Annotated in this window: 12 protein-coding genes; 10 read left to right on the top strand and 2 right to left on the bottom strand. The window is 43.9% G+C overall.

What is annotated here, in order from left to right:
* Nucleotides 1-226 precede the first annotated feature (226 nt).
* The 4 genes from HGJ98_RS07590 (at nt 227) to HGJ98_RS07575 (ending at nt 5,647) form a co-directional block, all read left to right on the top strand.
* Nucleotides 227-1,723 (top strand): HlyD family efflux transporter periplasmic adaptor subunit, encoded by a 1,497-nt coding sequence (locus HGJ98_RS07590; RefSeq protein ID WP_291350450.1) that lies wholly within the window; start codon nt 227-229, stop codon nt 1,721-1,723.
* Nucleotides 1,724-1,797: 74 nt separating this feature from the next.
* The gene (locus tag HGJ98_RS07585) at nt 1,798-2,520 is read left to right on the top strand and encodes an ABC transporter ATP-binding protein (protein ID WP_291350449.1); all 723 of its coding nucleotides are present in this window, start codon (nt 1,798-1,800) and stop codon (nt 2,518-2,520) included.
* Nucleotides 2,521-2,522: 2 nt separating this feature from the next.
* On the top strand, nt 2,523-3,740 hold the full coding sequence (locus HGJ98_RS07580; RefSeq protein WP_291350448.1) for an ABC transporter permease: 1,218 nt from the start codon (nt 2,523-2,525) through the stop codon (nt 3,738-3,740).
* 287 nt (nt 3,741-4,027) lie between these two features.
* Nucleotides 4,028-5,647 (top strand): cell wall-binding repeat-containing protein, encoded by a 1,620-nt coding sequence (locus tag HGJ98_RS07575; protein ID WP_291350447.1) that lies wholly within the window; start codon nt 4,028-4,030, stop codon nt 5,645-5,647.
* 113 nt (nt 5,648-5,760) lie between these two features.
* Here the strand turns inward: HGJ98_RS07575 and HGJ98_RS07570 are convergent, their stop codons facing one another.
* Nucleotides 5,761-7,158 carry an anion permease gene (locus HGJ98_RS07570; RefSeq protein WP_291350446.1) on the bottom strand — a complete coding sequence of 466 codons (1,398 nt, stop codon included), beginning with the start codon at nt 7,156-7,158 and terminating at the stop codon, nt 5,761-5,763.
* Between the two features lie 701 nt (nt 7,159-7,859).
* Nucleotides 7,860-8,777, bottom strand: coding sequence for a LysR family transcriptional regulator (locus HGJ98_RS07565; RefSeq protein WP_291350445.1), 918 nt, complete (start codon nt 8,775-8,777; stop codon nt 7,860-7,862).
* A 345-nt stretch (nt 8,778-9,122) separates the two neighbouring features.
* On the opposite strand from HGJ98_RS07565, the gene HGJ98_RS07560 reads away from it, so the two are divergent.
* The 6 genes from HGJ98_RS07560 (at nt 9,123) to glmL (ending at nt 15,393) form a co-directional block, all read left to right on the top strand.
* Nucleotides 9,123-11,006 carry an aryl-sulfate sulfotransferase gene (locus HGJ98_RS07560; protein ID WP_291350444.1) on the top strand — a complete coding sequence of 628 codons (1,884 nt, stop codon included), beginning with the start codon at nt 9,123-9,125 and terminating at the stop codon, nt 11,004-11,006.
* Between the two features lie 41 nt (nt 11,007-11,047).
* Nucleotides 11,048-11,452: a pyridoxamine 5'-phosphate oxidase family protein gene (locus tag HGJ98_RS07555; protein WP_291350443.1), complete on the top strand. Its 405-nt coding sequence runs from the start codon at nt 11,048-11,050 to the stop codon at nt 11,450-11,452.
* Nucleotides 11,453-11,707: 255 nt separating this feature from the next.
* Nucleotides 11,708-12,661 (top strand): GntR family transcriptional regulator, encoded by a 954-nt coding sequence (locus HGJ98_RS07550; RefSeq protein WP_291350442.1) that lies wholly within the window; start codon nt 11,708-11,710, stop codon nt 12,659-12,661.
* Nucleotides 12,658-13,557, top strand: a complete 900-nt coding sequence (murI, locus tag HGJ98_RS07545) for a glutamate racemase (RefSeq protein ID WP_291350441.1) — start codon at nt 12,658-12,660, stop codon at nt 13,555-13,557. The genes HGJ98_RS07550 and murI overlap by 4 nt, the downstream gene beginning before the upstream one ends.
* A gap of 22 nt (nt 13,558-13,579) precedes the next feature.
* Nucleotides 13,580-13,999, top strand: coding sequence for a methylaspartate mutase subunit S (gene glmS, locus HGJ98_RS07540; protein WP_291350440.1), 420 nt, complete (start codon nt 13,580-13,582; stop codon nt 13,997-13,999).
* Between the two features lie 14 nt (nt 14,000-14,013).
* Complete coding sequence (glmL, locus tag HGJ98_RS07535; protein WP_291350439.1) at nt 14,014-15,393, top strand: methylaspartate mutase accessory protein GlmL; 1,380 nt, start codon at nt 14,014-14,016, stop codon at nt 15,391-15,393.

Raw genomic sequence — 15,393 nt, 5'->3', positions numbered from 1 at the left:
AGTCCATCTGAGTAGGTTCCTTTTATCTTTAGTTGATCGAGTTAACTATAAGAAGGTTGTTACAAAATTGTAAAATACGCAGGATAATCGAAGCAAGGGCAATGTCATCCTGAAGGAGGGACGACTAAAGGATCCAGATCCTTCGCTTAGCTCAGGATGACAATTGGTCTTTTGTTTTTGTAACAGACTATTAACGTCAAAAGGAAGTATATAAAGGAGAGAGAGCATGAACAAAAAATGGGTGACCATCGGAGTACTAAGTGTTTTGGTCTTGGGAGGAGGGTATTGGGGTTATAAAACGTTCACGGCTAAACCGGTAATGTCCCCTAACATCACGGCCAAGGCAAAAATCGGAGATGTCAATAAGGTGATTACCGCGACTGGAACTGTAACGTTTCCTCACACCATTCCCTTAACTTTTCCGGATACCGGGCGGATTGTGGAGCTTAATATCCAGCCGGGTGACGAAGTGAAAGCAGGGCAAGTGCTTGCCAGGATGGATGATACAAAGCTTCAAACCATAGTCCTGCAGCAAGAGGCAAACTTGATGTCTGCCCAATCCAAACTCCAAATCCTCAAAGATGGATTTAATGCTCAAACAAAAGCCCAGGCTGAAGCGGCTCTAGCGAAGGCACAACAGAATTTAATTGTAGCGAAGCAGAATGCAGAACCGAGCTATTTAGCCAACCAAGTCTTCCTTGCCAAACAGACGGTTCAACTGGCAAGTGACGATTTAGCCAAGGCTCAGATGAGTGGAAATTTACCCTCTATTCAATCTGCTCAAAACTCCTTAAACCAGGCTCTGACGGCCTTAAGAACGGCAGAAAATGCTCAAAATGGAGGAGCAGCTCAGGCTTTGGTCTCTGCTCAGGCGGATTTAACATCCGCACAATATCAAGTCGATAAGGAAGCGGATGGACCTAAATCTGGCGATCTTCAATCGGCACAAGCCAGTATTGCTATAGCCCAGGCCCAGCTAGCCAGTGCAAAAACGGATCTGGAAAATGCAACCATTATAGCTCCTACGGACGCAATCGTCGTTAGTTCACCCCTGCAACTGTATGAGTATACCAATGCTTCTTCCATTATTACCCTCACGCCAATAGGGGGTAATCTACAAGTAGATGCGATGATTGACCAGGCGGATATTGTGCAAGTCAAAGTAGGGCAAAAAGTGGATATTACCCTGGATGCCTATCCAGATGAACATAGCAGCGGAACCGTGAGCTTCGTTGCCATCGAAGGGACGATCACTTCGAATGTTACAACCTTTAAAGTCACCGTGACGGTAGATCAAGCCAGTGATAAGCTGCTTTCAGGAATGAATGCCAATCTTGATATCATCGTCGCTGAGGCTAAGGATGTACTAACCGTACCTAGCGAGGCCATCAAAACCAGAGGGACAGAAAAAGGGGTCATGGTTCCTATGACTTCAGGGGATACTAATGTCAAAAAAGAAGATCAAGAATCCCAATCTGATACACAACCTAAGGTTGTGACAAAATCAGGGAGTGGTCAGGCTGGAGCTAATGTCAAATTTATTCCTGTAGAATTTGGCTTAGATGATGGAATGAATGTGGAAGTCAAAAGCGGTTTAATAGAAGGACAAGAGGTCATTACAGTGATTAGTGCACCCGCAACAACTCAAGGTACCACCGGAGGATTTGGTATGGGCGGCGGAAATGCAGGGAGAGCACCAGGAGGAGCTGTAAGGGTTAGATAGCGAAACGGGGGGACAGGTGCACTGTTTCACTTTATGTTCTCTAAGCGGAGCGATAAGTCAGGGAGGAATGTTATTTGATCAATCTCAAAGGGATCGAAAAGATTTATGCTACCGGTGATATTCAAGTAGCGGCTTTAGGTGGGGTGGACCTGCACGTAGGAGCAGGCGAGTTCGTAGCTATAATGGGGCCTTCCGGTTCTGGCAAGTCGACGATGATGAATATTTTAGGCTGCCTGGATACCCCCACGGAAGGAGAGTATTATCTGGACGGAACGGATGTAGCCAAGGCTAGTGGAGATGATTTATCCGTGATTCGGAATCGCAAGATTGGCTTTGTCTTTCAAGGGTTTAATCTCCTGCCCAGGACAATGGCAGTCGAAAATGTAGAGCTGCCCATGCTTTATGCGGGAGTAGGGGGAAAAGAACGGCGAGCCCGAGCTGTTGCTGCCTTGGAATCCGTGGGCCTCGGCGAACGAATTCATCATCGTCCTAAGGAATTATCCGGGGGACAGCAACAGCGGGTAGCCATCGCCCGGGCACTGGTTACAAACCCTTCAATTATCTTAGCGGATGAGCCTACTGGGAACCTTGACAGTCGTTCCAGTGAAGAAGTTATGGCTATTTTTCAACGTTTACACACTCTGGGAAATACCATTATTATTGTCACACATGAACCGGATATCGCCGAATTTACAGAGCGGATTGTGCGTTTCAGAGATGGTCATATTGAAGGGGACGAACTCGTTAAAAACCCTCGTAAGGCTCTAGGGCAAGTTGTTGAGGAGGAAGGAGTTTAAGAGTGAACTTTTTAGAAAGTATCCGGGTCTCTCTCAGAGCTCTGCGAGCAAATAAGCTGCGGTCGGCATTGACCATGCTGGGGATTATTATTGGAGTGGCTGCTGTCATTGCCATGGTTGGCATCGGGAATGGAGCAACCGCTTCCATCACTTCTCAGATTCAAGGCATGGGCTCAAACTTACTTACCATTAGCCCTGGACAATCAAATAATAGAGGGGTTAATGGGGGAGCGGGCAGCTCAGCCAGCTTAACTATGACGGATGTTTCCAAGATTAAAATTGGATCAGCGATAAAAGCTGTTGCACCACTGACCAGTACTAGTGGGCAAGTGGTTTTAGGGTCAGGAAATACCTCGGCAAGTATTAATGGGACCACAGCTGACTATCAAATAATTAAAAATGTCACAATTACAAGGGGACGATTTATCACCCAAGAGGATGTGAACAGCAGTGCAAGAGTAGCTGTCCTTGGCCCCAACGTTGTGGAAAACCTCATGGGGGATCCAAACGCCGATATCATCGGGAAAAATATTAAAATTAATAATGTGCCCTTCCAAGTCATCGGAGTGACGACAGCCACGGGGTCAACAGGATTTGAAAGCAATGATGACATGATTACTGCACCGATCTCGACGATTCAAGCCCGCTTGATCGGGAAAAAGACCGTGCGCAGCATTCTGGTTTCGGCGACATCTGAAGACCTCATGCAAACGGCACAAAATGAGATTACGGCCGCATTGCGCAAAGCCCATAAGATTCAGGACGGTAAAGAGAATGACTTTCGGGTTCAAAATCAGGCCGATATGTTAGAGACTATGCAAAGTGTCACCCAAACCATGACCATGCTTTTGGGCGGAATCGCGGGAATTTCCTTGCTGGTTGGAGGAATCGGAATCATGAACATCATGTTGGTTTCGGTCACAGAACGAACTCGAGAGATCGGAATTCGTAAAGCCATCGGGGCGAAGGGCCGGGATATTTTACTGCAGTTCCTTATTGAGGCAGTGGTACTCAGCGTCTTAGGAGGAGGCATAGGCATCGCCCTCGGCTATGGGGGAGCCAGCTTAGTTGGGAAGGCTTTTGCCCTGGACACCAGTATTTCTCTGACCTCCGTAATAATGGCTTTTGGGTTCTCCGCCGCCATCGGGATAATCTTCGGAGTTTTTCCGGCGCGGAAAGCAGCAGCTATGGATCCTATTGATGCTTTGCGATTTGAGTAAGGGGACGGTGAAAGTAAGGGGTCATTGCACGTTCACACACGTTCCCGTTCACTAGCTCGTTGGATGATGAAGGAATTGCGCCAACCTCTGGGTTGTTCTGCATGTGAACCTGGGTGCAATAGTCCCTTCAGTATCGGCACTCGCTTTATCGTGAACTCCCACTAAAGTGTTCACTTAGCAATGTCCCCTTAATTTCTGGTCGTTTGGGCTGGGAACGGGGATGGTGAAAGTAAGGGGACATTGCACGTTCACACATCAAAAAGAATTAGCAAGAAAGGAAGAACTTTATGATAAAAAAGAAACGGATCCAAAAGGTGTTAAGTCTTCTGTTGATGGTCTTTTTGCTGATTGGTATGCTCCCCGGGGTGTTGATTGCTGCTGAGGAAGAGGGGGAGTACATTACCTTAAGAGGGCTTGAGTTTGTATCAGAAGAAGATTCTACTCTAATTCTTGGGGAACCAACCACCGTTAATCTAAAGTTGAATAGAATTCCAACAAGCAAACTTTTTACAGGAGGGGTCAATGCGACCTTGACTGATCCCGATGGTAAGGTGACACACTATTCCGTATCTGGGGGAAGCGGTTATTACAATATTAATAACGTTATTTTATATACACCTGGAGATTACACTCTCAAGGTTAGTGCTGTTGCTCCGAACAAAGGCTCGGCGACTGGAATCATAAAGGTGCTCGATGCAGTAACTACGGTAACAAATCCTCTAGTAGTTAATAAAGAAAACTCCATTATTGTCAAGCTAACAGATTCCAATGGGAATATTTTGCCCCAACGATCCGTCACCGTTGATGGATCGGATGTTGATGCCAGTCCAGCAAATCAAAGCTATACGACCTTAAATGATGGAACCTTTGTCCTGAAAATGACTCCTACAAAAGCCGGCAATGTAAATATTATCTTTAGCGGCAAGGTTATAGGTACAATACCTGTCAATTCAGCCTTCGAAGTAGGTGATCGCATTGGTTCTCTAGCCATGGATAACGTTGCATTATCGGTTGAAGTTGCCAAGCAAGGCTGGTCCAGCGCCGCGAACGTGATTTTAGCCAGGGATGATCAGTTTTCGGATTCTCTCGCCGCAGCTCCACTTTCTAAGAAACTTGATGCCCCTATCCTGATGACGGGTTCTTCCACTTTAGATTCTCGGACATTAGCAGGCATTCGTGAGCTGGGTGCTCGGAACATATACATCGTTGGCGGTACAGTTGCAATCTCACAGAGTATTGAGGATACCTTGAGCAAGGATTTTACGGTCACTCGAATTGCGGGACAACAAGGCTATGATACAGCAGCCCTGATTTCCGCCCAGGTAGGGATCGATCCTAGCCAAACTGTCTATCTCGCCAATGGGCATGCTATTCCTGATGCCATCGCCATCAGCGCGTTTGCCGGAGCACAAGGAAACCCAATTCTACTTACCAATAGAGACGTGTTACCGGCTTCGACCCTTCAAGCTTTGGTGAATCTGGGGGCAAGTAACGTGGTCTTGCTAGGAGGAACAGCTGTTATCAGTAGTTCAGTGGAAAATCAATTGAATTCTAATTACTTGGTAAAACGTTGGGGTGGCTACGAACGTTATGACACCCAAAGCATTATCTTCCAGAATCTCCTGGACAAGCAAGCTCCTCAATCCCCACTTTACTTTACATCGGGACTAGTTCGCCAGGATGATGTCAGTTGGGGTAAGCCCTATGCCGATGCCTTACTAACCGCTGCCTTAGCGGCTAAAAACGGGGGATTTGTGGCAATGACCCAACCAAACACCATTCCATCCGGTCTAAATTACTATTTGCTCTTCAATAAAGGGTATATCTCAAAGTCAGTTGTAGTAGGCAACAACAGGGGTGTATCCTATAACCTAGAGCAACAACTCCAACAATTGCTGAAGCATTAATAGAGAATGAAGTCGTCCAACTAAGTTGACATCGAGACTTCAGTGACGAAAACATAACAAACCAGTAGCTCAGAGCTACTGGTTTGTTATGTCAAAGACTGTGTCATATCCCTCTACATCATTAAGAAACCAATCATTCTCCAGAAAGGAATGAGAACAGTGAAAATGAAGACAACAGTTAAGATAGTTTTTGCTGCTTGGAACTTAATAAAATCGGATAGCTTAACAATTCCAAAAGAAAAGAAAATCAAGTATAAGACGTATTCATAGGGCAAAATAATTGCGTCGATGGCTATTTGGATGAACATATACCAGGCAGCAGGGTTAATCCCAAAGCTCATAGCAATTTCGGTCAGAGGTAAAGTGAAGGCCGACATAATTGCCAGGGGAGTCATTAAGAAGTTCAGACTAAAGATCATTGTATAGACCGTGCCAAAAATAAACATGATTCCTTTGCCTGCGAGTATGGGCATGATGATTGCGGCGGCAACTTTTCCTAAGCCTAAGGCTCCAGCCGTTGTCCCAATCCCCATACAAGCGGCAGTAAAGATTGCCATTCCATAATTGACGTTTTTGAGATCCTCATTGGTTGCTACATTAAATCCAGGGAAGTAGAGTAACATCGGGAAAATTACAAAGCCCCAGCCAGCCTCTATTTTATGGTATTGAGTCGTTAAGAGGAAGGCAAATAGCATAATACTCATAAGGAGAATCTTTTTTTCATCCAAGGACATTTTTCCTAATTTCTCTAACTGCTCTTTAAAATAATCTTTAGCATTGATAGGGACTGTGGGTTTAAACATTTTGGTGATGATCCAAAACATAAAGGCATAGAAAAGAATGTTTACACTGCTATACATGAAGTACTGAATCCAGGTTAAATTGACTTCACCAGCTACACCTTTGCCCAATCCTGTCAGTAAACCGTAGTTGGCGTTGAAGATGAACCATCCCGGAAGCAGTGAGGAAATGGCTGCGGCCATAGTTATTCCCGCTGTTTCTTTACCTACATTAAGATTCAAGGCTTTGCAAAGACCATAGGCTAAAGCTGCCAAAGGAAAAACCGTATTCCCGGGAATTAAGAGAAAGAGTAGGACTCCCGCCAAAGCTAATCCCCAAATGACTCCGTTATAACTAGCTCCGGTCAGCAGGATGGAGTTATAAGCAATTCGCTTAAGCAAGTTGGTTCGCTCCATAACATTGGCTAGAAATAAACCGCCAATGACAAACCATGGAATATAGGTTGACCAGGGAGCAAAAACGGCTGCAGCAGGTGCTTGAGCAATAACTACATAAGTGATCGGTAATAAAATTGCTACGGCGGTCTGATTTATGTTGCCAAAAATAAAGGTTAGAATTGCGAATAGAGTTATTGTTAAATACAGTCTAATCTGAGGGGTAAAAAGTTCGTTCGTTGGGATTAGCAGAATTGCTAGTGGCAGAGCAAACGTCATGATCATGATCATTAAACTCTTCAGACTCATGGGTTGTTTTTCTGTTTGAACTGACATATGTTAATCCTCCTCTTATATTGTTTTAAAATCCTATCACTGCTATGCCTTGATTTCCTTTCTGTCACCCTTTCTGTATAAGTTATTATCGATTTTGTACCGGGAGTTAAATTAGTTGTGAAGGTTATTTCAAGCACAGTCTAGAGGGTTTTGTGCCGTTTGACCAACAATGTTTTATTGAGACAATACCAACTATTTATTGTAATAATAGTTCTCATTGAAAAAACTAATACTTTTTATCGACCTTACCTTCCTAGCTTGTCTTGAACTTCGAGACTTGTTTGGTTCCCTTGGGGTCCTAAAAACTGCCGAATAGTGCCTTATTGACAAGGTTTGTGAGGGGCACAAAAGCGTAGGGGATTTAGCTAAATAGCCAAATCCCCTACGCTTTTTTATACTAATCAGAAAGTATATAACGTTTGGTTGAATACTGAAAGAATGCTAATACGTGCGAAGACAGTGTCTTCGTCTGCAGCATCAGTGCAACTAAGGCTGACGCCATCGCCTGAAGGCTTGGCGCCAGCCGAGTTTTCTTTATACAGGTGGTAAGATTTCGGGTGTCTTAACAAAGATTTATTGTGACGCATACAGGAAATCCTTGTTTGTGATAAATGTTGCAAATCAACTATACTCAGGGCATAGCAGACCCTCACTAGGCTTTGGTCAGATAAAAACTTAATTGACTTTGATGCGATCAAGATTTAAAAGGGCGATTTACTTGTCATATAGTTTTTATAGATCTCCAGAAGATCTTGACCTGCAGATGAAAGAGGTTGGTATGTGGAAACCAGCCAGCCAAAATCAATACTAGGGCTGTCTTTAATCGGTATTGGGACAATTGATTTTTCGCGATAGAGGTTAAAATCTGTGAGGGTTATAATTCCGATGGCTTTACTGTGGACCATGGATTTTAGGAAAATTTCTCTACTATTTGTTTTTACAATAATATTTAGTTGATTCAAATCCCCAAACATGTGACTTAAGATGTCCAAATAGGGTTTAAGGTTATAGGCCACAATCGGATGACTCTTTATCTCGGATTTTTTTAACATTATCTTCCTACCTAAGGGAGATGACTTAGCAACACAAGCCAAAAACTCATGACTGCTGATTTTTTCAAAGTGAATATTACTAGTTTCAAGACGTTGATAGTCATAATGATCCGGCAGATTAACCAGTCCTATATCCAAAGACCCTTCACTTAGCTTCGTTGCAATCTCATCAGATGTTTGTTCTTCAATGTGAATACTTACTTCGGGATGGTTTTTCCGAAATAAATCCAAGATAGGAGGTAAGTAATTACTCATAAAATTAGTTGCGCCAATGCTAATTTTCTTACTCGAATTTGAACTGTCTATACTGGAATAGGGCTCCATACTCTCGAGTAATCCTTCGTATTTAAGAATAACCTCTTTTGCTTTTTCTACAGCCATGTTACCTGCCTCTGTTAGAGATACTCCTTGGCGACTACGCCGAAGTAAAGGAACATTCAAGTCTGCTTCGAGTTTCTGAATAGCTTGGCTTAAGCCTTGTTGAGAAATGAAGAGATGCTCTGCAGAAAGTGTTATGGATTTTGTTTTTGCTATCTCAACTAAATAATAGAGATGCTCTATACGCATGATTAAACACCTTCCTAGTTGCATTTTTTCAACGGATCAGAAAGTAATCTTTAGGGTCCTCTTTCAATACGTCATCCTGGGCGCAGCGAAGGATCTAGATCCTTCAGTCATCCTTCCTTCAAGATGACACATCACTCGAATTGTTTTCATAGCAAAGACATGTATAGTAAAAAGACGCGTAGCGTTTTTATTAAATTCGCCATAGCTAAGGGACATTTATGTTTATTATACACATTATAGATCCCATTACAAAGTTCTCACCGCGGGCCCCACTTCCATTTGAAAAAGTGGAAGTCTTAGATAAAAAACTAAAAACGATTAAAAATTAAAAGGAGAGAGAAAAGCATGAAACACTATTTAGAAACTCAAAAACACTTAATTACCTTACAGTATGAATCTGAAGAGAAGTTTTTATCTGAGTTTAAATCCGGTAACTACACGTTTGAAAATCCGTACGTTGTTAAGAATCCATATTTGATAAACCCACTGGCTGCGGTGATTTGCTTTAATACCGAAGAAGAAGTTGCTGTAAAAGTAACTGTCAAAGGTAAAGCCGTTGAAGGGGATTTTGAACATACGTTTGGTGCAGCCAAGGAACACGTGCTGCCTATTTATGGATTATATGATGCTTATGAAAATACCGTCGTCTTAACACTGGAAAATGGTAGTTCATCTGAGGTTAAAATTGAAGTAGAAGAATTAAAGGTTAACAGAGCTTTTTCTTGTGAGACCACCTATGAGTATTTTGGTAAAGACCTTATGTTTATATCAACAACTACTCCTCTAGTTGATTCCGCCAGAACGTGTGGTTTTGATTATGCTGGTGATTTAAGATGGGTGATGACGGAAAAAGCAAGCTGGGATATTAAACAACTAGCGAATGGGAGACTTTTAGTAACCTCTTACCGCTCAATGCAAAAGCCCTACTATACTGTAGGACTTATGGAGATGGGCTTTTGCGGTAAGATTTACACCGAATACAGGCTGCCGGGGGGGTACCACCATGATGCCGTAGAATTAGAAAACGGTAACTTATTAGCTGCTTCGGATAATGATTTTAATGAATCTGTTGAAGACTTTGTTGTGGAAATCGATAGAGAAACTGGTGCAATCGTTAAGTCTTGGGATTTGCTTGAAATTTTGCCCAGGGAAAAAGGCAAAGCAGGAGACTGGAATCATCATGACTGGTTTCACAATAACTCCGTTTGGTATGACAAACCCACCAATTCCATCACTATGTCGGGTCGGCACCAGGATGCTGTCATTAACTTCAATTATGATACCGGCAAATTAAACTGGATAATTGGTGATTCTGAAGGCTGGGGAGAAGAATGGCAAAAATACTTCTTTAAAAATGTCACGAAAGGTGACTTTGACTGGCAGTATGAGCAACATGCGGCGAGGATTTTGCCCAACGGAGACGTCTTCATGTTTGATAACGGAACCTATAGATCCAAAACCACGGAAAACAGGGTGCCGCCTGAGGACAATTTCTCCAGAGGGGTTATTTATCGAATCAATACGGACAAAATGGAAATAGAACAAGTCTGGCAGTACGGTAAAGAAAGAGGCTCAGAATTCTATTCTCCCTATATCAGTAACGTGGATTCCTATGGTGAAGGACACTACATGGTGCACTCAGGCGGTATCTCAACTTTTAGGGGAAAGCATACCGACGATTTGGGGGCCATGCAGTTAAATAAACATAAAGACGAACACATCCACTTGACCTTGGAATCTATTACTGTAGAATTGTTCAATGATGAAGTTAAGTATGAATTAAAGGTTAAAGGCGGAAACTACTACAGAGCCAGAAGACTTACGTTATATAATGAAAAAACGAACCACGGACTGGGTAAAGGTAAATTCTTAGGTGGTTTTGGAGTTAACCCTGAATTTGGTCTGAAAGTTAAGTTTAAAGAAGCCAGCGAGGAACTACCGAAAAAATATGCTGTCTCCTTGGTGCTTGAAGAAGATCGCTTAGCACTGCGTGGTACGTTTGTGGAAGGTTCCCAGGTGCTGCTAGAACTAAAAGGTGCAGATAGTTCCAAGTTCTATTTAGTACCCACTGATGCACATGACATCACAGCGGCCTGTGTATCCTTTGAAGAACAGAAGGAAAATGATATTCAGTATTATGTGAGCAGAGAAGGACTATCTGGCGAATTTGATCTGTATTTAAATATTGATAACCTCAAATACGATGTTAAATCATCCGTAAAACTATAACTGGGTTAAAAGGGACACCTTAAGGAAAAGGAGTGGATTTTGTGAAAGAAGTAGTATCCATATTAAATGACCAGTCGGCTATTGGCTATTTAGCTACCATTGATGAGGGTAAGCCTAGAGTCAGACCTTGGGGATTCATGTTCGAAGAAAACGGCAGGCTCTATTTTTGTACGGCAAGTACTAAAGATGTTTATAAGCAGCTTACAACTGTACCGTATATAGAATACTCAAAAACCACACAAGACATGGTTTGGGTAAGAGTCAGCGGGGAGATCAAATTTGATGATGATCTAAAGATGAAGGAGAAAGTGTTTGAACATGCGCCTTCAGTCAAAATGATATATCAGTCACCAGAGAACCCGATCTTTAAGGTCTTTTATTTAGAGCATGGGAAAGCAAGTATTAATGACTTCTCACCAAATCCTCCGAAGTCATTTGAGTTTTAGACAGAGTTTCAACTTAGCAGAGTAGAAGATTTGCCATAGCCAAATCCTCTACTCTGTTTCTATGTGCAGGCATTTATCTAGTTGTCCTCTAATAGTCGTCCCTAAAATATTTTTCATAAGACTAATATAAAGAAGGAATAGCTAAGGGGATGGAGAAATAATATTTAATTGGACTAGTCCACCAGGCCAAAAATGACTAAACCAAACATATGATAGATGGGGCTAGTAGGTTGTTAGTTTAGAAAGGTGATTTTGATGGAGCTAGATCGGAAAAGCGGTGTGCCCTATTACATCCAGCTTAAGGAGCAGATTCGGCGGCGAATTACCCAGGGAATTTGGCCGGCAGGAACTAAGCTGCCCACGGAACGTGAGTTAGCTAAAAGTTTAGCTGTCAGCCGAAATACCGTCAGTCAAGCTTATAAGGAGCTGGAGAGTGAAGGAATCTTATGCTCAGTTCGAGGAAAAGGGACCTTCGTTGAGGATACTTCATTGATAATGCAGCAGGAGAGTCGTAAAGAAAAGGTCTTACGTATTGTCGATTTGGCTATGGAAGAGGCAGTAGGGCTTGGCTTCTCGATTGATGACTTTGTGTCCTTTGTACATGTGCGTGGAATGGAGAAGAAAGATCTGCTTTCTCGCATGAAAGTGGCATTTCTAGTAAGCAACCCTGAACAACTCGCCGATGTTAATTGGAATCTCGGTCCAGGAGTCAGCCTCCTACCCATATTACTTTCGGAGCTTCAAGAATCTCCCCGAGCACTGGAGTGCTTAGCAGGAATGGATATGGCGATTACTGGAACAGCTCATCTTGCCGAAGTAAAAATTCTTTTGGGCAAGCTTCACATTCCTATCCTGGGGATTTCCCTCCAACCGAAACTTGATACAATTGTACGTATTGCCAAATTAGCCATGGGTCGTGACTTGGCTTTGGTATGTGAAAGCAACCAGTATGCAGAAAAAATAAAACTTGCCCTTAGACAAGCTGGATTATACCCATCGTTTAAAACCCTAATTCAACCAAATGAGGCAATTCTTCGAGAGGTTTTACCGGAATGCGGCGCTGTAATTATAGCTCCCAGGCTGCGATTTGGCGTGGAAAAAGTGCTTCCGGGCAACATGGAATGTATTGAGTTTCGCTTTGAACCTGATGCTGGGAGTCTTAATCTACTCAGAGGAGCTTTGCTGGAATTAAAGGGGGAAAAGTTTTGAAGAAACAACGCGTTATCGGTATGTTTGATTCAGGCGTCGGTGGACTTACCGTGATGAAAGAGATATTAGAGCGACTCCTCGATGTTCGCATCGTTTATTTTGGAGATACAGCTCGGGTTCCCTATGGAAACCGTTCTCGTGAGGAACTCGTCCGGTTTGGAGAGGAGATCGTCACATTTCTGATTGGGCAAGGGGCTGAGGTGATTGTCGTAGCCTGTAATACCAGTTCTGCCACCGCGCTTCCACTGCTAAGGGATCGGTTTGATGTCCCCATGATTGGCATGGTTGAACCGGGGGCCCGTTTAGCAGTTGAAAAAACCATTGCGGGAAGAATTGGACTAATTGCCACGGAAACCACCGTGCGCAGTAAAGCCTATGCCTCTGCAGTGAGTCGTGCCCTGGCTAAGGGTTGTTTACCTGAAGACTCAACACTCCGGGAAGCTTGGCAGCATGGGGAACAGCCAATCACTCTAAGCAAAGCACAAGGTTGCCCTCTTTTTGTACCCTTGATCGAAGCAGGACTGGCTAATTCCGTGGAAGCAAGAGGAATTGCCCGAACCTACCTTGCACCCCTCCATGCCGCCGGTGTAGATACCCTTATTTTAGGGTGCACTCATTACCCCTTCCTCGAACCGGTGATTAGAGAAATCTTAGGAGAGGATGTATTAATCGTCGACCCGGCTTTAGCCGTAGTAAAAGAACTCGAGATATTATTACAGCATTTGGATGAGTGGGAACGAGTGGGACTAATTGGTTCAGAGGCTACGGCTCCAGTTAAAAGACAATGGCGAGCGCGCTACTACGTTAGTGGAGATCCAGAGCTCTTTAAGCAAGTCGGAAACACTCTTCTCCAAGAACCCATTGATCACGTAGAACAAATAATAATGGGCGAATAAAAGCATGACAGGGGGAATTAGTGTGGAACAAAAGACGGTGGTACTAGGGGTTATCGGATCCGATGTTCATGCCGTTGGGAATCGGATCTTGGATTATGCCTTTACCCAAGCAGGTTTTAAAGTGATCAACATCGGGGTGCTGGCGACACAAGAGGAATTTATTCATTCGGCCATTGAAACCAATGCAGACGCCTTATTGGTCTCCTCCTTATATGGTCACGGAGAAATGGATTGCCGGGGTCTGCGTGAAAAGTGTCAGGAGACAGGGATTGGCAAGATTTTAATCTATGTGGGCGGCAATTTGGTAGTCGGTAAACAGGACTTTGAATCTGTGCGAGAACGATTTTTGGCCATGGGCTTTGACCGTGTTTACCCACCAGGGACTTTGCCTGAAGGTCCAATTGAGGATTTACGCAGAGACTTAGGTCTGACGATAGATTAAAGGGGGAATGGACATTGCAAGCAGTCCTTCTCATTGATTTTGGTAGTACATACACCAAAGTTACAATAGTAGACCTCGATAGGGAAGAAATCGTAGGAACGGCTCGAGCGGGTACAACTATCGAAACGAACATAATGGATGGTTTGAAAGCAGCCTTGGCGCAGATTCCTGAGCCAGATGGAGGATGGAAGTTTGTCCGGAAGCTCGCTTGCAGCAGCGCCGCAGGTGGTCTAAAAATGATTGCCAGCGGTTTAGTCAAAGAGTTAACAGCAGAAGCAGCAAGACGTGCAGCCTTAGGAGCGGGTGCACGGGTCCTGGAGGTCTTCAGCTATGAGTTAACCGAGCAGGACCTTGAAAGAATTGCCCATTTGAAGCCGGATATTCTTCTGCTGGCAGGAGGGACTGATGGTGGAAACAGGGAAGTGATTTTAAAAAATGCCGAAATGTTAAGTAAGCTGCCCATTGGTCTCCCGGTTGTGATTGCAGGCAACAAAGTGGTGGCCCTTCAAGCGGCAGACATCCTAAAAAAACGGCATGGGACCGTTGTTGTGGCAGATAATGTAATGCCTGAGTTGGGTGCATTATCCGTAGAGTCTGCTCGTTTAGCCATTCGAGAAGTGTTTTTAACCCATATTATCCAAGCCAAAGGATTGGACAAGGCGGAGGAATATTTAGAGAGAATCTTGATGCCCACCCCGTCAGCGGTGCTTTCGGCAGCAGAACTTCTGGCAGAGGGACACCAGTCTGAACCGGGAATGGGAGAACTAATGATTGTAGATGTTGGTGGTGCCACGACGGATGTACACTCGATTGCTAAGGGTGACCCGAGTAAACCCGGTGTTATGCTAAAGGGCTTACCAGAACCTTATGCCAAACGGACGGTGGAGGGAGATCTGGGGATGCGCTATAGTTCAGAGGCCTTAGTTGAAACAGCTGGAAAACCCTTGAGGGACTATCTGGGTTGGACCGAGGACCAAGTGACTAGTCAACTAAACCTCTATAAAAAAGATCCCTTGCGGATTCCTCAAAGGTCGGAAGAGGAGAAGTTTGATGTGGCTCTGGGTCGAATGGCTGTAGGCTTGTCGGTGGATCGTCATGTGGGAACCATTGAAGTAGTTTATACCCCCTTCGGAGCAAGCTATATCCAAAATGGAAAGGATTTGACACCTTTAGCAGTGGTGATAGGAACAGGAGGAGTCCTGCTTCATCATCCAGACCCCTTGGAAATCCTGCAGGGAGCAAGCTTTAATCCTATTGAACCAACAATTCTTAAACCACAAAATCCCGTGTTCTACTTGGATAGCCAGTATATTTTAGCAGCAATGGGACTACTTCGAGAAGTGTCGCCACTAGTTGCACTTCGGATGATGAAAAAATACATTGTAAAACTTTAG

It is taken from the genome of Desulfosporosinus sp., from assembly GCF_014237355.1.
In the GTDB taxonomy this organism is placed as follows: domain Bacteria; phylum Bacillota; class Desulfitobacteriia; order Desulfitobacteriales; family Desulfitobacteriaceae; genus Desulfosporosinus.
The sequence above is the reverse complement of the archived record's forward strand: the minus strand, read 5'-3'. Positions and strand labels throughout refer to the sequence as shown.